General features: G+C 68.9%; 21 protein-coding genes. 7 read left to right on the plus strand and 14 right to left on the minus strand.

Features of this window, described 5'->3' with window-relative positions; all coding sequences use genetic code 11:
- Window positions 1–53: 53 nt before the first annotated feature.
- From HPA02_RS07840 to HPA02_RS07865, 6 genes are all read right to left on the minus strand, one after another.
- The gene (locus tag HPA02_RS07840) at window positions 54–686 is read right to left on the minus strand and encodes a DUF938 domain-containing protein (protein WP_146802575.1); all 633 of its coding nucleotides are present in this window, start codon (window positions 684–686) and stop codon (window positions 54–56) included.
- An 8-nt stretch (window positions 687–694) separates the two neighbouring features.
- The gene (trpB, locus tag HPA02_RS07845) at window positions 695–1,897 is read right to left on the minus strand and encodes a tryptophan synthase subunit beta (protein ID WP_146802576.1); all 1,203 of its coding nucleotides are present in this window, start codon (window positions 1,895–1,897) and stop codon (window positions 695–697) included.
- Between the two features lie 95 nt (window positions 1,898–1,992).
- Window positions 1,993–2,664, minus strand: coding sequence for an alpha/beta hydrolase (locus HPA02_RS07850; protein ID WP_146802578.1), 672 nt, complete (start codon window positions 2,662–2,664; stop codon window positions 1,993–1,995).
- A gap of 156 nt (window positions 2,665–2,820) precedes the next feature.
- On the minus strand, window positions 2,821–4,590 hold the full coding sequence (locus tag HPA02_RS07855; protein ID WP_146802580.1) for an SLC13 family permease: 1,770 nt from the start codon (window positions 4,588–4,590) through the stop codon (window positions 2,821–2,823).
- A 182-nt stretch (window positions 4,591–4,772) separates the two neighbouring features.
- Window positions 4,773–4,979: a cold-shock protein gene (locus HPA02_RS07860; RefSeq protein WP_010629501.1), complete on the minus strand. Its 207-nt coding sequence runs from the start codon at window positions 4,977–4,979 to the stop codon at window positions 4,773–4,775.
- Between the two features lie 210 nt (window positions 4,980–5,189).
- Window positions 5,190–6,854: a L,D-transpeptidase family protein gene (locus tag HPA02_RS07865; RefSeq protein WP_146802581.1), complete on the minus strand. Its 1,665-nt coding sequence runs from the start codon at window positions 6,852–6,854 to the stop codon at window positions 5,190–5,192.
- 78 nt (window positions 6,855–6,932) lie between these two features.
- Between HPA02_RS07865 and HPA02_RS07870 the strand changes: the two genes are divergently transcribed.
- Both HPA02_RS07870 and HPA02_RS07875 read left to right on the plus strand, forming a co-directional pair.
- Entirely contained in the window at window positions 6,933–7,745 is an 813-nt protein-coding gene (locus HPA02_RS07870; RefSeq protein WP_146802583.1) for a murein L,D-transpeptidase catalytic domain family protein, read from the plus strand.
- A gap of 3 nt (window positions 7,746–7,748) precedes the next feature.
- Entirely contained in the window at window positions 7,749–8,111 is a 363-nt protein-coding gene (locus tag HPA02_RS07875) for a DUF6164 family protein (RefSeq protein ID WP_146802584.1), read from the plus strand.
- Here the strand turns inward: HPA02_RS07875 and HPA02_RS07880 are convergent, their stop codons facing one another.
- Window positions 8,112–8,549 carry a YtoQ family protein gene (locus HPA02_RS07880; RefSeq protein ID WP_146802586.1) on the minus strand — a complete coding sequence of 146 codons (438 nt, stop codon included), beginning with the start codon at window positions 8,547–8,549 and terminating at the stop codon, window positions 8,112–8,114.
- Window positions 8,550–8,724: 175 nt separating this feature from the next.
- On the opposite strand from HPA02_RS07880, the gene HPA02_RS07885 reads away from it, so the two are divergent.
- Complete coding sequence (locus HPA02_RS07885) at window positions 8,725–9,963, plus strand: DUF3422 domain-containing protein (protein WP_146802589.1); 1,239 nt, start codon at window positions 8,725–8,727, stop codon at window positions 9,961–9,963.
- Window positions 9,964–10,049: 86 nt separating this feature from the next.
- Here HPA02_RS07885 and HPA02_RS07890 read toward each other — a convergent pair whose 3' ends face one another.
- The 4 genes from HPA02_RS07890 to HPA02_RS07905 all read right to left on the minus strand — a co-directional run bounded on the left by HPA02_RS07890 (window position 10,050) and on the right by HPA02_RS07905 (window position 13,374).
- Window positions 10,050–10,928, minus strand: a complete 879-nt coding sequence (locus HPA02_RS07890) for a DUF6999 family protein (protein WP_244945885.1) — start codon at window positions 10,926–10,928, stop codon at window positions 10,050–10,052.
- 83 nt (window positions 10,929–11,011) lie between these two features.
- Entirely contained in the window at window positions 11,012–11,698 is a 687-nt protein-coding gene (locus tag HPA02_RS07895; protein WP_146802593.1) for a hypothetical protein, read from the minus strand.
- Between the two features lie 15 nt (window positions 11,699–11,713).
- Entirely contained in the window at window positions 11,714–12,811 is a 1,098-nt protein-coding gene (locus HPA02_RS07900; protein ID WP_146802595.1) for a beta-ketoacyl-ACP synthase III, read from the minus strand.
- Complete coding sequence (locus HPA02_RS07905) at window positions 12,808–13,374, minus strand: diguanylate cyclase (RefSeq protein WP_146802597.1); 567 nt, start codon at window positions 13,372–13,374, stop codon at window positions 12,808–12,810. Before HPA02_RS07905 ends, HPA02_RS07900 begins: the two co-directional genes overlap by 4 nt.
- A gap of 244 nt (window positions 13,375–13,618) precedes the next feature.
- Between HPA02_RS07905 and HPA02_RS07910 the strand changes: the two genes are divergently transcribed.
- Entirely contained in the window at window positions 13,619–15,751 is a 2,133-nt protein-coding gene (locus tag HPA02_RS07910; RefSeq protein ID WP_146802598.1) for a TonB-dependent receptor, read from the plus strand.
- A 193-nt stretch (window positions 15,752–15,944) separates the two neighbouring features.
- On the opposite strand, the gene HPA02_RS07915 is transcribed toward HPA02_RS07910, so the two are convergent.
- From HPA02_RS07915 to HPA02_RS07925, 3 genes are read right to left on the minus strand one after another with little or no spacing between them, the layout of a single operon-like run.
- The gene (locus HPA02_RS07915) at window positions 15,945–16,976 is read right to left on the minus strand and encodes a FecCD family ABC transporter permease (RefSeq protein WP_146802600.1); all 1,032 of its coding nucleotides are present in this window, start codon (window positions 16,974–16,976) and stop codon (window positions 15,945–15,947) included.
- Window positions 16,973–17,977 (minus strand): FecCD family ABC transporter permease, encoded by a 1,005-nt coding sequence (locus tag HPA02_RS07920; RefSeq protein WP_146802602.1) that lies wholly within the window; start codon window positions 17,975–17,977, stop codon window positions 16,973–16,975. The genes HPA02_RS07915 and HPA02_RS07920 overlap by 4 nt, the downstream gene beginning before the upstream one ends.
- On the minus strand, window positions 17,971–18,984 hold the full coding sequence (locus HPA02_RS07925; protein WP_232340971.1) for an ABC transporter substrate-binding protein: 1,014 nt from the start codon (window positions 18,982–18,984) through the stop codon (window positions 17,971–17,973). The genes HPA02_RS07920 and HPA02_RS07925 overlap by 7 nt, the downstream gene beginning before the upstream one ends.
- Window positions 18,985–19,019: 35 nt before the next feature.
- Here HPA02_RS07925 and HPA02_RS07930 point away from each other — a divergent pair, with 35 nt between their 5' ends.
- The 3 genes from HPA02_RS07930 to HPA02_RS07940 all read left to right on the plus strand — a co-directional run bounded on the left by HPA02_RS07930 (window position 19,020) and on the right by HPA02_RS07940 (window position 21,304).
- Complete coding sequence (locus HPA02_RS07930) at window positions 19,020–19,844, plus strand: ABC transporter ATP-binding protein (protein ID WP_146802604.1); 825 nt, start codon at window positions 19,020–19,022, stop codon at window positions 19,842–19,844.
- Window positions 19,841–20,755 carry a ferredoxin family protein gene (locus tag HPA02_RS07935; RefSeq protein ID WP_146802605.1) on the plus strand — a complete coding sequence of 305 codons (915 nt, stop codon included), beginning with the start codon at window positions 19,841–19,843 and terminating at the stop codon, window positions 20,753–20,755. Before HPA02_RS07930 ends, HPA02_RS07935 begins: the two co-directional genes overlap by 4 nt.
- 120 nt (window positions 20,756–20,875) lie before the next feature.
- Entirely contained in the window at window positions 20,876–21,304 is a 429-nt protein-coding gene (locus HPA02_RS07940) for a DUF7282 domain-containing protein (protein WP_146802607.1), read from the plus strand.
- Window positions 21,305–21,484: the final 180 nt, after the last annotated feature.

Genomic DNA, 21,484 nt, shown 5'->3' on the forward strand with positions numbered 1-21,484 from the left:
TCTTTGAGGTAAGTGCCAGAACTTCAAGGGACGCTACCAACGCAAGGCGCGACTCAGGAGCGTTGGAACACCAGGCTCAGGTTATTGGCGGGCATCTCGACGACCCGGCTCAGCACCAGGCCTTGTCGCCGCGCCTCGGCCTCGACCGCCGCCAGGTCGCGAATGCCCCAGGCGGGATCGCGGCGACGCAGGTCGGCATCGAAGGCGGCGTTGCTGGGCGCGGTATGGGCGCCGTCCCGCTGGAAGGGGCCATAGACGAAGCACACCCCGCCCGCCGGCAGCCGGGCGCCGGCCTCGGCGAACAGCGCCTGGCCGGCGGCCCAGGGGGAGATATGCAGCAGGTTGATGCACACCAGGGCCGCGAAGTCGGCCACCGGCCAGGGGCGGTGGGTCACATCCAGGGCGATCGGCGCCAGCAGGTTGTCGGGCCCCTCGGCATCACGCCAGGCGGCGATGGAGGCCCGCGCCCGGGGGCTCGGGTCCGAGGGCTGCCACTCCAGGCCGGGCAAGGCACGGGCGAAGTGCAGGGCATGCTCGCCGCTGCCGCTGGCCAGCTCCAGGACCCGCCCCTGGCTCGGCAGGACATCGCGCAGCACCGCGAGGATCGGCGCGGCATTGCGCGCCGCCGCGGGGCTGATCAAGCGAGCCTCGGCGCCGGGGCCCAGGTCGGGGTCGAGACTATCCATGAGGGCTCCTACAATCCCAGCTTCTCGGCCACATAGTCGGCATCCTTGTCACCGCGGCCGGAGAGGTTAATCAGGATATGCTGGTCCTTGGGCAAGGTCGGCGCCACGCGCATCGCCCAGGCCACCGCATGGGCGCTCTCCAGGGCGGGGATGATCCCCTCCACCCGCGACAGCGTCAGGAAGGCCTCCAGGCACTCCGCGTCGCTGGCGCTCTGGTAGTCGACTCGGCCCACCTGCTTGAGGTAGCTGTGCTGGGGGCCCACCCCCGGGTAGTCGAGGCCCGAGGCAATGGAGTGCACCGGCAGCGGGTTACCCGCCTCGTCCTCCAGCACATAGCAGCGCATGCCGTGGATCTCGCCGGGCTTGCCCAGCGTCAGGGTGGCGGAGTGGCGCGGGGTATCGAGGCCCTCGCCGGCGGGCTCCACCCCCACCAGGTGCACCGCCTCGTCCTCGAGGAAGGCGGTGAACATGCCGATGGCATTGGAGCCACCGCCGACGCAGGCGGTGACATGGTCGGGCAGCTTGCCATGACGCGCGAGGAACTGCTCGCGGGCCTCGCGGCCGATGATCGACTGGAAGTCGCGGACCATCTTGGGGAAGGGGTGCGGCCCGACCACCGAGCCGATGGCATAGATATAGTTCTGGGGGTCCTTGAGGTACTCCTCGAAGGCGCTGTCTACGGCATCCTTGAGGGTCGCCGTGCCGCGGGTCACCGCCACCAGCTTGCAGCCGAGGATCTTCATCTTGGTGACGTTGGGGTGTTCCTTCTCGATATCCACCTGGCCCATGTGGATCTCGCAGGGGATGCCCACCAGGGCGCAGGCGGTGGCCAGGGCCACGCCATGCTGACCGGCGCCGGTCTCGGCGATCACCTTGGTCTTGCCCATGAACTTGGCGAGCAGCGCCTCGCCCAGGCAGTGATTGATCTTGTGGGCGCCGGTGTGATTGAGGTCCTCGCGCTTGAGGTGGATCTGGGCGCCGCCCAGTGTCTCGGAGAGGCGCCGGGCATGGAAGATCGGGCTGGGCCGGCCCACATAATCGGCGAAGAGGCCGGCCAGCTCCTGCTGGAAGTCCTCGCGGACGCGGATCTCCTCGTAGGCGGCATCGATCTCGTCCATCACCTGCTTGAGATGGGGCGGTACCAGTTGGCCACCGAAGTCGCCGAAGAACCCCCGGGCGTCGGGCATGTCGTGAGTCAGGGAAGAAGCCATGGTGTCATCCTGCACAGAGAACAAGAAATTTTCCCTTAATTTGCCCTAGCCAGGGGGCCGCGTCGAGCCCACCTTCGGCGCACGGCCCCTGTGGCTCAGGCGGCGGCGAGTCGCTCTCCCAGCCAGGGGCCGATATCCGCCACCTGCTGGGGGCACAGCGAGTGCGGCATGGGATAGGTGCGATAAGTGACCGCATAGCCCATGGCCTTCAGACGCTCGGCGCCGGCGCGGCCCAGGGCCTCCGGCACCACCGGGTCCTGGGTGCCGTGATGCACCTCGATGGCCAGGTCGCGATTGGCCTCGCTGGGGGTCAGGCTATCGGCGGTGGCGAAGTAGGTGGACAGCGCCAGCAGCCCGCCCAGGGGCTTGGGGTAGCTGAGCGCCGCCTGATAGGCCACGGCACCGCCCTGTGAGAAGCCGGCGAGGACGATACGACGGCTGTCGATGCCGGCGGCGATCTGATCGTCGATCAGCGCCTGCACCCGGGCCGCGGAGGCCAGCAACTGGGCCTCGTCGACGCGGCGATCCAGGCTCATCTCGAGGATGTCGTACCAGGCCGGCATCACCATGCCGCCGTTGATGGTCACCGGCAGCCGCGGGGCATGGGGCAGGATAAAGCGCACCGCCCGCTCCGCCGGCAGCTGCAGCGCCGGCACCAGCGGCTCGAAGTCATGGCCATCGGCGCCCAGGCCGTGGAGGATGATCACGCAGCTGTCGGCGGGACGGCCGTCGCGGGGTTCGATAATCAGTTCGCCGGGGTGGCTCATGGTCGGGCTCTCGCAGGGTCGAAATCACTGGCCGCTACCCTACCCCAAGCGCCGCTGGCTGACCATGGTCCTCACAGCGCCCCGCGACGACCTGCCCCCAGGGTAGCGCCGAGCCTCAGCGCAGGAAGAACGCTGATCGCAATAGCCCCGCGGAAATTAAAACGGCCAGATCAGCGGCGTCAGGGTCAGTACCACCAGGGCGGTCAGCAGGTTGAGCAGGCCGCCGACGCGCAGGAAGTCGCCGAAGCGGTAACCGCCGGGGCCGTGGACCATCAGGTTGGTCTGATAGCCGATAGGGGTCAGGAAGCTGGCCGAGGCGGCGAACATCACCACCACCACGAAGGGAATCGGGTTGACCCCCAGGCTCTCGGCGCTGGCCATGACGATGGGAAAGGTGATCACCGCGGCGGCGTTGTTGGTGACCAGCTCGGTCAACAGCGCCACCAGCAGGTAGGCCCCCACCAGCAGCAGCCAGGGATTGCCGGCCGCCAGGCCCAGCCCCGCCTGGGCCAGGAAGGCCGCGGCCCCGGTCGTCTCCAGGGCGGCCCCCAGGCCAAAGGAGGCGGCGATGGTCAACAGCACCTGGGTGTCCAGGCCACGGCGGGCGGCGCCGATCGAGCAGCAGCCGCTGAGCACCGATAGGGCCGCCCCCAGCATGGCCGCATTGAGCATGCTCATCACGCCGCTGGCGGCCAGGACCACCACCCCGGCGAGGATGCTCCAGGCCAGCCAGGCCTTCTCGTGGATGGGCCGGGCCGCGCCATTGACCTGGCTGATCAAGAGGAAGTCCCGGGACTGGCGATGGCGCTCGATAAAGGGCGGACGCGCCTCGAGCAGCAACACATCGGCGGGCTGCAGGCGAATCTGCCCCAGGTTGCCGGCGACCCGCTCGCCGTTGCGGCATACCGCCAGCACGGCGGCGCCATAGAGGGTGCGGAAGTGGCCGTCGCGGATGCGCTGACCGATGAACTGGCACTGATTGGAGACCACCGCCTCCACCAGACGGCGCTCCTTGAAGTCCTTCTGCAGGCTCGACTGGCCCTGATGGGAGGGCATCAGGCCGCGGATCTGCTGCAGCTCCACCGCACCGGCAGAGGTGCCGGCGAAGATCAACCGATCATTGCCCTTGAGCTTCTCGCCGGGGCCCACCACGCTGACCACGTTGCCCTCGCGCTCGATCTCCACCAGGAACAGCTCCTGGAGATGGCGCAGCCCCGCCTCTTCCACCGTCTTGTCGACCAGGGGCCCGGTGGGGTCCACCGCCATCTCGATGGTGAACTCGCGAGGGTTCTCGAAGGCCTCGGCGGCGCCACGACGCGCCGGCAAGAGGTGGCGTCCCACCAACAGCAGATAGGCCAGGCCGACGATGGCCACCGGCACGCCCAGCCAGGCGATATCGAAGAGCCGCAGGGCTAGCTCCGGGTAACGATCGGCCAGCAAGCCATTGACCACCAGGTTGGTGCTGGTGCCCATCAGCGAGATGGTGCCGCCGAGGATGGAGGCGAAGCTGAGCGGCATCAGCAGGCGATTGGCGGGAATGTTGAGGCGCCGGCTCCAACTGATCACCGCGGGGATATAGGTGGCCACCACCGGGGTGTTGTTGAGGAAGCCGCTTATCGCCGCCACCGGCAGCAGCAGCCGCCCCTGGGCTCGCACCTCGCTGCGCGGCCGACCCAGCACGTAACGAATGATCAGGTCGATGCCGCCGGTCTCGCGGATGCTGGCCACCAGGATATAGAGGAAGGCCACGGTAAACAGGGCACTGCTGGAGAAGCCGGCCAGGGCCTGGTCGGGTTCGATAACGCCGAGGGTCAGCAGCAGAATGACCGCACCGAGGAGAATGATATCGGGGCCGATCCGGCTCAGGGCCATCAGCGGGAAGACGGTGCCGACAACGGCCAGCGCGATCCAGGCATCCAGAGACATGGGCGATCCAGTAGAACCAGCAAAGGGCCCATTGTGACGGCCGCCCCCTATAGCGAAAAGTTATTTCTAGAAATTTATCTATTCGATAAGGAGATAAAAGCCCGGATAGCACCCACGAAAAAGGCCCGCCGAGGCGGGCCTTTTTTCGACCGCCGTAGCGGTCACATCGAGGCGATCAGCGCTTAGCCGATGACCTTGATGTTGGAAGCCTGGAGGCCTTTCTTGCCCTGGGTGACGTCGAAGGAGACCTTCTGACCGTCTTGCAGGGTCTTGAAGCCGTCGGCTTGGATCTCGGAGAAGTGAGCGAACAGGTCGTCGCCGTTGTCGTCCGGAGAGATGAAGCCGAAGCCTTTGGTGTCATTGAACCACTTAACGGTACCAGTTGCCATGATCGAATTCCTCGAAGTAGCAGATGTTTAACCGGGAATTACCCGAGACGAGTGGGTAAAACAAGGAGAAGTACACCAGGCTACCGAAACGCTTGAAACGACTTTCGATGACAACTGACGCTATTCGACTTGCTAACCAACTGGACGCAGGATGCGCTTTCGGACCTTCCGAGTCAAACAGTTTTTTCACTCGCCCCGAGGATTTTCGCCTCAGCCCCGGGCCAGGGCCGCCGCCAGGCGCGCATCCCTACCGTAGGGATCGGAATGGAAGATCACCTCGCCGCCCGGCGCGGGGTAGGCCGTCCAGTAGTAGAGGTAGAGGGGCACCGAGCGCGCCAGATGCAGGGTCTGGCTCTCGCCGCCGGCCAGCCGCGCCGCCAGATCGACGCGCGTACCGGTATCGGCCAGCAACTGCTCCACCAGCCGGCGCACCCCCTCGACGCGAATGCAGCCGGAGCTGATCAGTCGTTGATCCCGCCCGAACAGCCCCCGCCCCGGGGTGTCGTGCAGGTAGACCGCATGACCATTGGGGAAGCGCAGCACCATCTGCCCCAGCGGGTTGGCGGGCCCCGGGGCCTGGCGCAGCATCACCGGGCCGGGGTTCTGCCAATCCACCTCCTCGGGATCGAGGGGCGTGCCGTCCGGCGCCAATACGCTGAATCGTCCTTCCAGGGCCAGGGGGTCCTGGCGCAACTGGGGCAGCTTGTCCTCGCGGAAGATGGTCGGCGGCACCGTCCAACTGGGGTGCAGGTCGAAGTGAGTCACCCTCGACGCCAGCAGCGGCGTCGGTCGTCGCGGCTGGCCGACGATCACCCGGGTCCGCCAGGTCTCGCCGTTGGGGCGCCGGTAATCCAGGGTCTGCCCCGCCACATTGACCAGGATATGGTGCCCGGCCAGGGTCGGCAGCCACCAGCGGGCCCGCTCCAGGCCGAGGCGCAGCTGCTCGATACGCCGGCTCACCGGCACGTTCAGGGCATCCCGGGTGCGCGGGCCCACCACGCCATCGTCATTCAGGCCGTGACGGCGCTGGAAACGGCGCACCGCCGCCACCAGGGGCTCGTCGTAGTGCAGGGAGTCGAAGCCGGCGGGGCGGGCACGGGCGGCTAGCTCGCCATAGAGGCCCGCCTCGGGCACCAGTGCCCCCAGCTCCCCCGCCGCCGCCAGGCGCTCGCGCAGTCGGCGCACCTCCTCATGGCGCTCGCCGGGGCGTAGCGCCGCCGAGCGCGGCGGCAACGGCGCCCAACCGCCCAGGGCCTCGAGGCGCCGATGCTCCGCCAGGGCCTGGCGCAGCTGGCCATAGGCCGGATGCTCGGGGCGCGCCAGGGTCAGGGCCTCGTCGACTCGCCCCGCCGCCAGGGCGGCGGCGATCGCGGGCCAGGGCAGGCTCGCCTCGGCCAGGGGAATCTCCCAGCGGGGGTCCAGGCGCCGCGGATCGACCCGCCCCCGGGCCAGGTCATCCAGGGCCTGGACCAGGGCGCGGCTGGCCTCCTGCGCCAGGCGCTCGCGAGCCGCGGCGTCCTCCGCCGGCAGGGCCGCGAAGGCCTGGCGCCAGGTGTCGGCCCGATAATGGGCCGGCGTCAGGCCATCCTCGGCCAGCGACGCCAGGGCGCGATCGAGTCGCCCCAGCGCCGCCTCGTCCTGCCATAACAACCGACCGTTCAGGGCCTCATCAAGCGGCACCAGGGCGGCATCCCGGCCCTCGACGCCATCCCTCATGACGGCGCCATCGGGAGCCGGGGCCTGCTGCGCCAACGCCGGCAGCGTCAGGCCGGCCACGCACAGGGCGGCCAACAGGACGCTCCAGCGGCGCGGCAGGCGCCCGAGTGGGAGCGCCGTGGAATCGCGCCGGTTGGTGAATGCTCGCTTTATGGTCATACTTAGGCCCGTCCGCTGGGAATCATCGGTAAAGTGTATCGCCCGGCGGCCCGGATCGAAACGCAGGAGCCCATAACAATGACGCACGATGCGCCATCCTTGTCGCCGAAACGACTCGGCGTTCTGCTGCTCTCGGCGGCCCTGGCCGCCCCGGCCCTGGCGGCGGCCTCGAGCACCCCCTCACCCGCCTTCGGCGAAGCGCGCCTGAGCGATACCCTCAAGCGCCTGGCTCCCGGCGCCGACGCCCGCGTGCTGGAGCGCGCCGCCCAGGCCTGGCACTGCGCCCAGCCCGAGGCCGAGCGCCTGGCGGTGATCGACTTCGCTCGCTCCGCCAACGAGCCACGCCTGTGGGTCTTCGACCTGGCCGAGGAGCGCCTGCTGTTTGAGGAACTGGTCTCCCACGGCCGCGGTACCGGCGACGAGCAGGCCCGCTGGTTCTCCAATACGCCGGAGAGCCACCAGTCGAGCCTGGGGCTGTTTCGCACCCTCAACAGCTACGACGGCAGCAACGGTTACTCGCTGCGCCTGGAGGGACTGGAGCCGGGGGTCAATGACCTGGCCTACGAACGCGCCATCGTGATTCATGGCGCCGACTATGTCAGCGAGGAATTCATCGCCGCCAATGGCCGCCTGGGGCGCAGCTTCGGCTGCCCGGCGGTGCGCCAGGAGGTGGCCTACCCGCTGATCGACAGCCTCAAGGAGGGCCAGTACCTGTTCGCCCACTACCCGGACGACGACTGGGTGGAGGGCTCCGACTTCCTGGCCTGCACCCCCTCCTTGCGCCTGGCCCGGCAGATCGACGTAGGCGGCGTCTCGCTGGCCACGGCCTACACCGCCCAGGACGACTCGGCGAGCGACGCGGAGTGGCTGGCCTCGCGGCATCGGGAGTAAGTCATGGCGGTGCTGCTGTTCAAGCTGCGGGGCGTCCCGGAGGACGAGGCCGACGAGGTGCGCGAGCGCCTCGCGACCCAGGGCTTCGAGACCTACGAGACCCAGGAAGGGTTCTGGCGGCTGGGCGAGCCGGCCATCTGGCTGCGCAACTCCGAGCAGTTTGCGGCCGCACGCCGGGTGATCGAGGCCTACCAGGCCGAGCGCGCCGAGCTCCTGCACCGAGAGCGGGAGGCCCGACGGGCCCGGGGCGAGGCGGATACCCTGGGGCGCCGCCTCGTCCACCAGCCGCTACGACTGCTGCTGTTGCTGGCCGGCGCCGGGGTCATCCTGGCGATTAGCCTGCTGCCCTTCCTGGGGCTCGGGTAGTTACTGGGTCACGTACTTGAGAATCTCCACCACCTGGTCGGTGCTGGTGCACCAGCCCATGGCGGCGGCATCCACTTCCTTGAGGGGATGGACGATCTCTTCGCTGTGCAGGGTCACGTAGGGCTTGCCCAGGGCGGCGCAGTAGCCGGCATCGAAGGCGGCGTTCCACTGCTTGTACTTGTCGCCGAAGCGCACCACCACCAGGTCGCTCATCTCGATCAGCGTCTTGGTGCGAATGGCGTTGATCTTGGACGACTTGTGATCGCGCCAGAAGCCCTCGCAGGCCGGTCCCAGGTGATCGCCGGCGGCATCGCTGGCGTCATGGTCGGTCACCGCCGAGGTGAAGGTGATATCCAGGCCCGCGGCGGCGGCGCCCCGCTCGATCTCCTCACGCCAGTCGGTGTGGATCTCGCCGGACAGATAGACGGTAAAGCTCATGGGATTCTCCAGGTCACGGTAGTCGGGTCATTAATCGTACACAAAAGCTGTATACATTGCAGGCTGCGACAAGCCACCGCAGCCAGGGGGGCCGATCCGGGCCGGCGGCGCCTTGTTCCCGTCGCCGTCGCTGGCTAGCCTCGAAGGCTCCCCTTACCCTGGACACCATAACACCATGCATCCCCAACGCCGTGCCCTGCACGATGAGCTCCACTCCCGCCCCTCCATCGACCTGCCCGGCTCCGCGCTGGTGCATCACTATGCCCTGCTGGACGAGGATGGCGCCATCGGCCAGGCGCTGCTCGAGCGGCTGGCCCGGGACCACGGCGTACCCCCCGATCATCAGGCGGCCCAGCATATCCTCGAGCTCGACGGCATGACGCTGAAGTGGGAGCGCCATACCGAATTCTTCACCCTGACCCTCTATCGCCCCGCCGTCCCCGGCGAGACCCACTGGCCCGCCCCGCCGGAGGTGCTGGAGCGCCTGCTCTCGCCGCATCGCGAGGCGATCATCAACGCCAGCCTGGTGCGGGTGGAGGCTCAGGCGCACTGGGGGGGCGCCCCTGCTGCCTACGGCTTCCGCGGCACCGCGGGCTCCCGGGTCGGCGGCGGCGCCGCCAGCGTATGGAGCGACTTCCACCTCAGCGACTGCGGCGTCAATCGCCTGCTGGTGATCAACGAGCGGCTCAACGACTTCCGCCTGGGACGCATGGTGCGCCGCCTGCTGGAGATCGAGACCTACCGCATGATGGCCTCCCTGGCGCTGCCCCTGGCCAAGTCGCTAAGCGGCGAGCTCCAGGCCCAGGAGCAGGCCCTGGCCGAGCTGACCCACCGCAACGCCCAGGCGCCGCGGGGCGATACCCGGCCGCTGCTGGAGGAGGTCAGCGCCCTCTCGGCACGCATCGCCCACACCTGCTCCCGGGCCCGCCAGCGCTTCAGCGCCACCGAGGCCTATGCCAGCCTGGTGGCGGAGCGCATCGAGGAGCTGCGCGAGAGTCGCATCGACGACCGCCAGCGCCTGGGCTATTTCATCCTGCGCCGCTTCCGCCCCACGGTGCGCTACTGCGCCGCCACCGACCAGCGCCTACTCAGCCTGGAGCAGCGGGTAGCCCATCTGGGCGACCTGCTCCAGGCTCGCGCCCAGGTGGAAATGGAGGCCCAGAACTCGGCGATCCTGCAGAGCCTCAACGAGCGCACCAGCCGCCAGCTGGCGATCCAGCGCGCCGTGGAGGGACTCTCGATGATCGTGCTGGGCTACTACATCCTCAGCCTCTACAAGCTGGGGGTGGAGAGCGTCAGCGCCATGGTGCCCCACGAGCCACGCCTGGTGAGCCTGGCCCTGGCGCCGGTGGCCTTGGCGCTGCTGATCGGCGTGGCCCTGCATATCCGCCGGGTCAGGAAGCACTCCAAGTAGCCTTAGTCGGCGGCGGCCCGGGGCGATGCCTGCGAACGGCGCCGCCGCTCCAGCCCCGGACAAGCAGGCACGGTGATGCCACTGCATCAGGAAGCGTCGGCTGGGCGAGTGATGTCTTCCCGGCGCAGGCCTTCGAGGCGCGCATAGAGGTACTCGGTAAAGAAACCGTGCATCAGGAAGCGCTGACTGAGGTTCCAGGGGCCCACCAGGTAGAGGGGGTGCTTGTTGTAGGCCAGCTCGGCGAGCTGGGGCTCGCCGATCAGCGCGCCGATGCGCAGGGCGATGGACTGATCCAGGTTGAAGCCGTTGATGGCATCGCGGTACTCCTCCCGGGTCAGCAGCAGGCAGAACAGGCACATGAACAGCGCATGGGCGCTCTCGAAGTCGAGCACCTGGGTGCGCCGCGGGCGGATCTCGAACTCGAGCGCGTCCAGGGGACGCCAGTGTTGCCAGCTCGGCGCCCCGTCCTCCCCTGCTTGGTCTTCTCCTGCCCCATCCGGCGTCGCCCCCAGCGCCTCGATACTGCGAAACAGCGCCTGGTCGTGCTCGACGAAGCTCGCCTCGCGCATCTCGGCGATGCGCCGCGGGTAGAGGGTCACCGGCGCCACCTTGCCCGGGGCGGTGTTGTCGATCAGGAAGTTGAGCAGGTTCGACTCGGTGGCGAAGTGGCGCAGGATCAGGCGGTTAGCCTGGGGGCTGACGAAGTGGGTGCAGAACCAGCAGATCAGCCGCTGCAGCAGGCCATGGGCGCGGAACTGCGGCAGCGGCAGGCGCTTGAAGAACCACACCAAGTGCAGCAGCACCGCCAAGAGGCCCTGGAGAATGGGCCGCAGCCACCAGCGGGTGGGGTTGGCCAGGTCCTCCAGCCAGAGCCGCCGCGCCTCGGGCTCGATGGGCAGCGCCTCGTCCTGGGCGATGGCACGCAGATAGGGGCTAAGCGTTGCCTTCTCGTCTTGCCTAGTCACGGGGCACCTCCTGCGGCGGCAAGGCATAGCATCGCGGGCCACCAGGCGCCAATATCTCGCGGATCGGCCTAGTCAGCATCGGTTCAATCACAGGGCACCTCCTCCAGCTGAAGGGCATAGAGCCGCGCCACCACGCGGGCGGTCCTGAGGATCGCCTGCGGCGCCTCGGGGGCCTGGCAGACCCGGTCGATCAGGCCATAGAGGGTGGCCAGGTGATCGTCGTCGTTCTCGCCGTGATAGCGCATGAAACGGGTGTAACCGCCATCGCCGCCGGTGGCCGCCTCGACCCGCGCCGCCCAGTCGCCGGCCATCTTCTGGCCCAGCCCCTCGATGATCCACATGGCACCGACCAGGTCGATCGGGTTGGGCTGGCCGGCGCGATGCATCATAAAGGCGTGCAGCGCCTCGCTGCCGATATTGCGCGGTGCCGCCTGGATCTCCGCCAGGTCGCCGCCGGCGGCCACATAGTCCGCCTCCAGCAGCTCGTAGTCGCGGTGTTCGTCCCGGGCATGCTGGATCACCACCGAGCGCAGGTCGGCATGGTGGCGATCGAAGCTCGAGGCGCAGCGGCTGATCCAGCGGGCGCCCTCGATCACCTGCTGGCGCAGGTTGAGCAACAGGGTACGGTACTCCGCCAGGCTCAGCTCGCCGCGATCGAGGCGCTGGATCAAGGGCAGGCGGCCCAGTTGGCGCTCGAAGTCGAACCACACCCGCATCAGGCCCTGCAGGCAGTCCTGGCCGGCGGCGGTGGTAATCAGGGTCTCTTGCATCGGAATCTCCTTCTCTCAGGCGTCGACCACGGTTAGCTGCATATAGGCGGTATTGAAGCGGCCGCTCTCCGGTACCATGCAGAGGATGCGCTCCCCGGGCCGGGGCTCGCGGGTGCGCAGGAACTCGTCGAGCATGATGAATAGCGAGGCACAGCCGGTATTGCCGCGCTCGTAGAGGTTGGTATACCACTTCTCCTCCGGGATCATCGCCCCGGCCTGGGTCAGCATCTCGGCGATACGCCCGCGGAAGTGGTGGGAGGAGTAGTGGCAGAGCAGGTGATCGACCTCATCGACCGCCACCCGCCCCTCGTCGATCAGCCGCAGCAGGCCATCCACCCCCAGCTTGACGATATTGTCGAGCAGCCGCACGTCCTGACGCAGCAGCAGGGCCCCGGCCGCCTCCGCCTCGGCGTAGGTGGCGAAATCCTGCCAGGTACGCCCATCGGGTGCCTGGCCCACGCTCATGCACAGCGGATAGGCATCGGCATGGGAGTAGCCGCGGATCCAGTCGATGCGCAGGCAGCGCCCGCGGGGTGCGGCCTCCAGCAACAGGGCCCCGGCGCCATCGGAGAGCATCCAGCGCAGGAACTCGGCATCGAAGTCGGGCTCTGCCCCCGCCGCCTCGAAGCGGCTCGCCTTGAACAGCCGCGAGGCCAGCTCGCTGGCCACCACCAGGGCGCGGCGATGCTCGCCGGCGGCCAACGACAAAAAGGCGGTCTTCAGCGCCATCATGCTGCTGGAACAGATACCGTGGCTGGTGTGCAGCTCCACGTCGCCGAGCCCCAGCGCCGCCTGCACCTGGCTACCGAAGCCCGGCAGCACCAGGTCGCCCTGGCTGGTGGCCACGCTCAGCAGCCCCAGGTCGCGCCTGCCCAGCCCCGCCGCCGCCAGGCACTGCTCCCCCGCCCGGGCCGCCATCTCGGCGTTGCCGATGGTGGTGCGGTGCTCGGCGTCGATGGCGTAGTGGCGCCGCCGGATGCCATTGGCCTTGAGGATGCGCGCCTTGAGGCGGCTGGGCTTGCCATTGACCCGCCCCAACACCTCCTCGATCCGCTCGTTATCCACGGCCGGTCCCGGCAGGTGGTGGCCGCTGCGGGTGACATAGACACTCATGATGACGTCCTCTGCTTGAGGGCATGACGCAGGCAGCGCAGGTTCTCCTCCAGATAGGGGAAGACACACAACAGCGCCATGAACCCGAGATAGAACGGCAGGTAGCCCTCGCCGCCATGGGGGCTGGCCAGGGGCTCCAGGCGCAGTTGGCCCTGCCAATCCAGTTGGATCAGCTCGAGCACCACCGGCCAGTTGATGATCAGGATCATCGCCAGCATATAAAACGGCAGCGTGGCCAGGTAGTTATGGGCATGCATCTCCCACAGGCTGATCTCGCGGCGCGGCGCCGCATAGTGCACGTCCCAATGCGCCACCAGCTCGTGGAGCATCCAGGCCACCAGGCAGATCAGCAGCACCAACACATTCACCCGGAACAGCAGGCACAGCAGGATGGGGATGCCCACCTGCAGGCCCATCAGCGAATGCATGAGCGACTCCTTGAGCCCCGAGGTGACCTCGATGCGCGTCGCCCGGTGACAGCACCAATCGACGAAACCGGCGATGCCCCACAGGGGCAGGAAGAGGTAGAGCAACGCATTGATCAATAGCGACTGGGTATCCATGTGACTCGTCTCGGCGATGGCTGAGGTTAAACATCCGTTTTAACAAACACTGTTCGATAACTATTCTAGCCGAGATCCCGGCGAACGCAAGGGGGAATCGGCGTCGTGCGCCCGAGGGCGACAATAAAGAATAAGGATCAATTGCAGATGCTTTTGATAAAAATTATCATTTGTTTGTTTCACGGCGTCACTCCCCGGCGCCGACGATGCTCACAATTCATGACAAGCAAGGGATCCCCCTCCTATGACACTCCCCGCCAAGCGTCCGCTTGCCTGGCTGGTGCCCGCCCTGCTGGGCGGCCTGCTTCCCGCTCCCGTCCTGGCCCAGGAGGCCGACAGCGCGGCCAACGCCGCGGCCCTCGAGGCCCTGGTGATCACCGCCACCCGTAACCAGCGCCAGGCCGACGACAGCTCCCAGCGCGTCACCATCATCGACCGCGAGCAGATCGAGCGGCAACTGGCGATCAGCGACGACCCCGGCCAAGTACTCAGCCAGCTGATCCCCTCCTACTCCCCCAGCCGCCAGAAGCTCTCCAACGCCGGTGAGTCCTTCCGCGGCCGCTCGCCGCTGTTCTTGATCGATGGCGTGCCTCAGACCAATCCGCTGCGCGACAGCGCCCGGGACAGCTACACCATCGACCTGTCGATGGTCGAGCGCATCGAAGTGATCCACGGCGCCAGCGCCGAGCACGGCCTGGGGGCCACCGGCGGCATCATCAACTTCGTCACCCGCCGTGCCGAGGCCGGCGAGCTCAACCAGCACGTCGGCCTCCAGCTGACCAGCGACGACGACTTCGAGTCGGAGGGCTTCGGCCACAAGCTGGACTACCGCCTCAGCGGTCAGACCGGCGACTGGGACTACCTGGTGGCGGCCAGCCGCCAGCAGCGCGGGGTCTTCTACGACGGCAACGACCAGGTCGTCGGCATCGCCTACCCGGGGGAGCTGCAGGACTCCACCAGCTACGACCTCTTCGCCCGCCTCGGCTACTGGATCGACGACCACCAGAACCTGGAGGTCTCGGTCAATCACTTCGACCTGGAGGAAGGCGACGACTATGTGCCGGTCGCCGGCGACCGCGACGCCGGCATCCCCACTACCGCGCGTCCGGGCACCCCAGACGGCGACCCCGGCTACAACCAGGTGACCACCGCCCGCCTGGCCTACGGGCACGACGACTGGTTCGGCAACCGCCTCGACGCCCAACTCTACCACCAACGCTTCCGCGCCCAGTTCGCCACCACCCCCTACTTTCCCTACCAGGAGGGTGGCGAGAGCCGTTTCGACCAGACCCGCAACGCCTCCGACAAGCTGGGCGCCAAGTTCACCCTCTCCCGGGGCGGCCTGCTCAATGACCGCCTGACCCTGACCAGCGGCCTCGACCTGCTCCAGGACGAGACCACCCAGACGCTGGTGCATACCGGGCGCACCTATGTGCCGCAGAGCCAGTTCCGTAACCTGGCGGCCTTCCTGCAGGGCGACCTGGCGGTCACCGAGCGCTTGACCCTGAACGCCGGGGTGCGCCACGAGTACGCCCGCCTCGACGTGGACGACTTCGCCACCATCGACCGCAGCGACGTGACCCAGGACAAGGTCACCGTCGAAGGCGGCTCCCCCGACTTCGACGAGACCCTGTTCAACGCCGGTGCCACCTACCAGGCCAACGACTGGCTGCAGCTCTACGCCAACTACTCGGAAGGCTTCGGCATGCCCGACGTGGGCCGGGTATTGCGCGGCATCGATCAGCCCGGCCAGAACATCGACGACCTGCTGCAGCTGCAGCCCATCGTCACCGACAACCGCGAGATCGGCGCCCGCTTCGACTGGGAGAACTACGGCCTGGAGCTGAGCTACTACGAGTCGAACTCCGACGTCGGCGAGCGTCTCGCCTACGACGCTGCCAGCGGCAGCTGGGTCGGCAACCGCGAGAAGACCGAGATCCAGGGCATCGAGGTGACCGGCGAGCTGCGCCTGGGCGATGCCCATGAGCTGCGCCTGACCTATACCCATGCCGAGGGCGAGTCGGACACCGATGGCGACGGCAGCGTCGACACCGAGCTGACCGGGCTCAATATCGCCCCGGACACCCTGCGCCTGGCCTGGAGCGCCGACTGGAACGAGCGCCTCTCCTCGCACCTGCAAGTCAGCCGCTACTTCGACCGCAGCGTCGACGACCCCGAGCTCGAGTTCGACGGCTATGGCCTGGTGGACGCCTCCCTGGCCTATCGCCTGCCCCAGGGGCGCCTCTCCCTGGGCGTCGAGAACCTCACCGACGAGCAGTACATCACCTACTACTCCCAGGCCGGACGGGCCAGCGACGACTACTACTTCGCCGGTCGCGGCCGCACCCTCACCCTGGGCTACCAGTTGGACTTCTAGGCCCCCGCCTTGCTAGCTCGCTCTTTAGCGGCGCCCCCGGGCGCCGCTTTTTTATGGCCGATTCCGGGCTTAACACCGACCAGCGGGAAGCCATGATATGGCATAGCACCAGCGATAGAGCAGAATAAAACAGGCTGCCGAGGGAGGGCTCCTTCGGCAGCCGCTCTCATAGCTGATTCGTGAACTACAGGGCTTAGCGCCAGCGATAGAGCAGATAGACCAGGAAGGGCGCGCCGACGCCGGCGACGAAGATCCCCGCCGGCAGGTCCCGGGGCAGGAAGGCCAGCCGCCCCAGCAGGTCGGCGTAGAGCAGGATCAGGGCCCCGAGCAGCGCGCTGGCCGGCACCAGGCCCATATAACCCGGCGCTACCAGGCGCCGGGCGAGGTGCGGGGCCAGCAGGCCAATAAAGGCGAGCCCGCCGGCGAAGGCCACCGCCGCGCCACTCAGGGCCACCGCCAGCAGCAGCAGCGCCAAGCGGCTGCCGCGCACCGCCGTGCCCAGCCCGATGGCCATCTCGTCGCCCAGCGCCAGGACATCCAGGCGTCGCGCCAGCCCCAGCGCCAGGGGCAGGCCGATCAGCGCCCAGGGGGCGAGTCCCGCCACCTCCCGCCACTGGGCGGCATAGAGGCTGCCGGTCAGCCACACATAGGCCTGCATCGCCGTGGTATCGGGGCTCAGCACCAACACCAGGGTGGTCGCCGCGCCCAGGGCGGCGCTGATGCCGATGCCGATCAGCACCAGCCGGGCCGGGCCGAGGCCGCGCCCGGTCAGGGCGACGATGCCCAGCGCCACCAGCAGTGCCCCGCCCAGGGCCACCGCCGGCAGCCAGGCCTCGCCCAGGACGCCGCCGCCCAGCGCCAGGAAGCTCACCGCCGCCAGCGAGGCCCCCCCGGTGATGCCGATCACATCCGGCGAGGCCAGGGGGTTGCGCACCAGGCCCTGCATCAGCAGGCCGGCGGTCCCCAGGCAGGTGCCCACCAGGATCGCCAGCAGCAGCCGCGGCAGGCGGATCTCGTGGACGATCAGGGCGATCTCGCTGCGCTCGGGGAACCACAGCGCCTGCCAGACCTGCGCCGAGGAGGTGGGCTGACTGCCCAGGCAGAGCGCGAGCCAGGCGCTGGCGAGCAGCGCCAGGCCCAGTCCCAGGGTCGCCGCCAGGGTGCGGCGTTGCAGGCGCCAGGCCAGGCGGCCGCCGGCGGCGCGTAACACGAGGGGAGCGGTCATGGGCTGAGACTCCGGCGACGGGCGAGAACCAGGAAGAAGGGGGTGCCGAGCAGGGCCGTCATCACCCCCACCGGCACCTCCTGGGGCGGCATCAAGACGCGCGCCAGGGTATCGGCGACCAGCAGCAGGCTGGCCCCCAGCAGGGCGCAGGCGGGCAGCACCCAGCGATGGTCGCGGCCGAACAGGGCCCGCGCCATATGCGGCACGATCAGCCCCACGAAGCCGATCATCCCGGCCACCGCCACCGCGCCCCCGGCCAGCACGATGACCGCCCCCCCGGCCAGCAGCTTGACCCGGCCGGTGCGCTGGCCCAACCCCTTGACCACCTCGTCGTCCAGCACCAGGAGGTTGAGCTGACGCACCAGCCACAGGCAGAGCACGGCGGCGCCGAGGAAGAACGGCAGCACCGGCGTCAGCGCCTCCAGGTCACGCCCCGCCACCGAGCCGGCCAGCCACAGCAGCAGGCTCTCGAAGCGTTCCTGATCGATGATCAGCAGGCCCTGGGCCAGGGAGACGAAGAGCGCGGTGACCGCCACCCCGGCCAGCACCACCCGCAGCGGGGAGAGGCCGCCGCCGCGCTGGCGGCCCAGCAGGGCGACCAGCAGCGCCGCCACCAGGGCGCCGAGGAAGGCCACCCAGACCAGCGCCAGCGGCGAGCTCAGAGCGAACAGGGTAGCGCCCACCACCACGAAGCACATGGCCCCGGCGTTGATGCCGAGCAGGCTCGGCGAAGCCAAGGCGTTGCGGGTCAGGGTCTGCATCAGGGCACCGGCCACCGCCAGGCTGGCCCCCACCACAGCGGCGATCAGTGCCCGCGGCAGGCGCTCGGTGAGCAGGATCAACTGCGCCGTGGAGCCCGGGTCCGGGGCCAGCCAGGCCTCGGCCAGGAGGCTCGGGGCGAGCGCGGTGGCGCCCAGCAGCAGGCTGGCCAGGCCGGCGGCGAGCAACCCCAGCCCGCCCAGCAGCAGCCCCAGCAGCCTGGCGACGGGGGTGGTCAGCATGACGCGTCCTCCCCGTCGCTCTCGAGGCCATAGTGAGCATAGAGCTCGTCGAGCAGGCGGTTGGCCGCCAGGATGCCGGCGCCCATGTTCCAGATCACCGGATCGACCCGGTAGACCCGGTCCCGCTCCACCGCCTCGAGGCTCCGCCACAGGGGGTGAGTCGTCCAGTCGCGATGCAGAGCCAGCACCGCCGGGTCGTCGCGCATAAAGACGAAGATGGCATCGGCGTCCATGGCCGGCAGGCGCTCGCGGCTGACCAGCTTGACGCCCCAGCCGGAGCCGTCCTGGGCCGCGGGGCGCCGGAAGCCCAACTGCTCGAGGACCCGCCAGGCGAAGCCGTCGTAGTAGATGCGTACATGGTCGCCGCGGAAGCTGACCACCGAGGCGCTCTGCGGCCAGTCGTCGCCCAGGTGGGCCGCGGCCCGGCAGCGAAAATCGCTGACCCGGCCCCGCCAGGCCGCGAGCAGCGCACGGGCCCTCGCCTCGCGGCCGCTGGCCTCTCCCAGCATCGTGAGCATCGTCTCGAAGTCGTAGGGGGTGTCGGCGATCAGGGTGGGGGCGATGCGCGACAGCAGCGGATAGGCCTGGGTATGGCGATAGCGGGCGCCGACGATCAGCTCCGGCGCCAGCCCCGCCACCGCCTCCAGGTCCGGCTGAGTCTCCAGCCCCAGGTAGCCCACGTCCGCCGGCAGGGCATCGCGCAGGTAGCGGTACATGGGGCGCTCCAGCCAGGACTCCACCACCCCCACCGGTGTGAGCCCCAGCGCCAGGGCGGTATCGGTGGCCCCCTGGTAAAGGCTGACCAGGCGCTCGGGACGCCCCTCGATACGCGCCTCGCCCAGGGCATGGGCGACGTGTCGCACGGGCTCGGCGGCGTGGGCGGCCAGCGCCGGCCAGCAGGCCGCCAGCAGGCAGGAGATGCGGAGCAGCGAGGCGAGGCGGTTGGGCACGGCGACTTCCCGGACGATGGACATGAGCGGCGAGAAGATGACACAATCCCAAGTCATAATACAAACCATTATCAAAAGGAATCTTCCCGCGCATGCCTGCCAGCCGCCTCGCCGGTGAATCCCTGACCGCCGGCTACGAGGGCCGCCGGGTCCTCGACGGCGTCGACTTCCGGGTCGAGGAGGGTCGCGTCACGGTGCTGCTAGGCCCCAACGGCAGCGGCAAGTCGACCCTGCTCAAGACCCTGGCCCGCACCCTGACCCCGGAGCGCGGCCGCGTGCTCCTCGACGGCCGGGAGATCCACCGCTACCGCACCCGTGAGGTCGCCCACCGCCTGGGCATCCTGCCCCAGAGCCCCGCCGCCCCGGAGGGCATGACGGTGCGCGAGCTGGTCGGCATGGGGCGCTTTCCTCACCAGCGGCTATGGCGGCAGTGGTCGACGGAAGACGAGCGGGCGGTCCAAGAGGCCATGGCCATCGCCCGGGTCGACGACTTCGCCAACCGCCCGGTGGACGCCCTCTCCGGCGGCCAACGCCAGCGCTGCTGGATCGCCATGGTGCTGGCCCAGGAGACCGACCTGATCCTGCTCGACGAGCCCACCACCTACCTCGATCTCAAGGTCCAGGTCGACCTGCTGGAACTGCTGGTGCGCCTGGCCCACGAGGGCGGCCGCACCCTGCTGGTGGTGCTCCACGACCTCAACCTGGCCGCCGCCTACGCCGATGTGCTGGTGATGATGCGCGACGGCCGCATCGAACACCACGGTTCCCCCGAGGCGGTCTTCACCGCCGCTCACCTCAAGGCGGTCTTCGACCTGGACGCCGAGGTGATGCGCGCCCCGAGCACCGGCCGGCCGATCTGCGTGCCGTCCCTGGGGGCCGCCGCGATGCCCGGCCCGCGCCAGGAGGTCCCGGCATGAGCGTGGTCCAACAATTCTGCGCCGTGGAGAGCGCCGCCCAGGGCGATCCCCTGGCCGGCAGCGGCGCCCATGCCGAGCGCAACCTGCTGCTGAGCTGGCCGCGCCCCAAATGGGGTCGCAACCTGCGCCGGGCTAACGACATGAGCGAGGCCCTGCTGGCCCGCCTCGACGCCCTGGCCGAGGGTGGCCGGCGGGTCAACCTGATCCATCGCCGCGACCAGCCCACGGACCATCACCGCCTCTACCTGATGCCCGAGAATCGAGCGTTCGCGGTGCCTCGCGACGAACTCCCGGCGTTTCTCGATGCCTTCGATGCCGGCGACGACCTGACGGCCTGGGAAGGGCCGGCCCCCGCGGGGCCGCTGCTGCTGTGCTGCACCCACGGCAAGAAGGACAAGTGTTGCGCCAAGTTCGGCTATGCCGCCTACAAGGCCCTGGCTTCGGCCGTCGAGGCCCGCCCCGACCTGCCCTTCGAAGTCTGGGAGAGCACCCACCTGGGCGGCTGCCGCCTGGCCGCCAGCGCCCTGGTCTTCCCCGCCCTGCGCAAGTACGGGCGCATCCCCCCCGACGACGTCATCCCGTTGCTCGAGAGCGAGGCGGCGGGACGCCCCTACCTGCCCTGCTACCGGGGCGACTCGCGACTCGGCCCGCTGGAGCAGTGCGCCCAGGTGGCGGCGCTGGAGTGGCTGGCGGAGCGCGGCGAGCCCGCCACCGCGCTGGAGGTGGTCGGCGTCGAGGCGCGAAGCGAACGGGCCCGGGTCACCCTGGCCTGGCGCGGCCGGGACAGCGGCGAGGTGAGCGTCCGATGCGAATCCCGGGAACTGCTGCGCTTCGATACCTGCGCCGATATCGATGGTGACGGCCCCGGCCTCAGTCGCGTCTGGCAGGCCACCGCCATCGAGCCCCGCTAGGCACCGCGAATTTTTTTGCTCCTGCCTGCATCCAGTCGTCGTCTCTTCGCGTAACCAGGAAGGCACCCATCCTTTGCCACCTCGATGGATGGGTCTTATCCGGATAGCAAGGAGAGAACCATGATCAAGCTAGTGACAAGCGCCTTCGCGACCGCCGCCCTGCTCACCGGGGCTACCCTGGCCCAGGCCGAGATGCACGGTGACATGCACCCGGAAGTCTGGGCCGACGACCAGTCCGTGGCCGGCGGCACCGTTTCGGCGGAGAAGGTCATGACGGACCGCAACGGCTGGCTGGTCGTGCACCGCACCGACGAGAGCCGCGCCCCCGGCCCGGTGGTCGGCCACGCCCCCCTCAAGGAGGGCGAGAACCAGGACGTGACCGCCATCCTCACCGAGGAGGTCATGGCCGGCGACCATCTGATGCTGATGATTCACGGCGAAGAGGGCGGCATGCAGACCGGGATCTTCGAATACACCCTGGGCGCCTCGGAAGACGGCCCCATCCGCCTGGATGGCGACCTGGTGATGACCGTGATCACCGCCCAGTAAGCCCTGCCGGCGGGGCCTTCCTGGCCCCGCCTCTTACCCCTCGACGCCCCCTTCGCCGCTTCGCCCTCGACGCTCCCTTCCCTCGCCCCCTCCGGCCCCGATAACGGCGGCCGCCGGTGGCATCTTGCCGTGCCGCCTCGCTTGCCCGACTCGACTGGAGAATTCGACAGGCGAACTGGA

This window comes from Bisbaumannia pacifica, from assembly GCF_007989625.1.
In the GTDB taxonomy this organism is placed as follows: Bacteria; Pseudomonadota; Gammaproteobacteria; order Pseudomonadales; family Halomonadaceae; genus Bisbaumannia; species Bisbaumannia pacifica.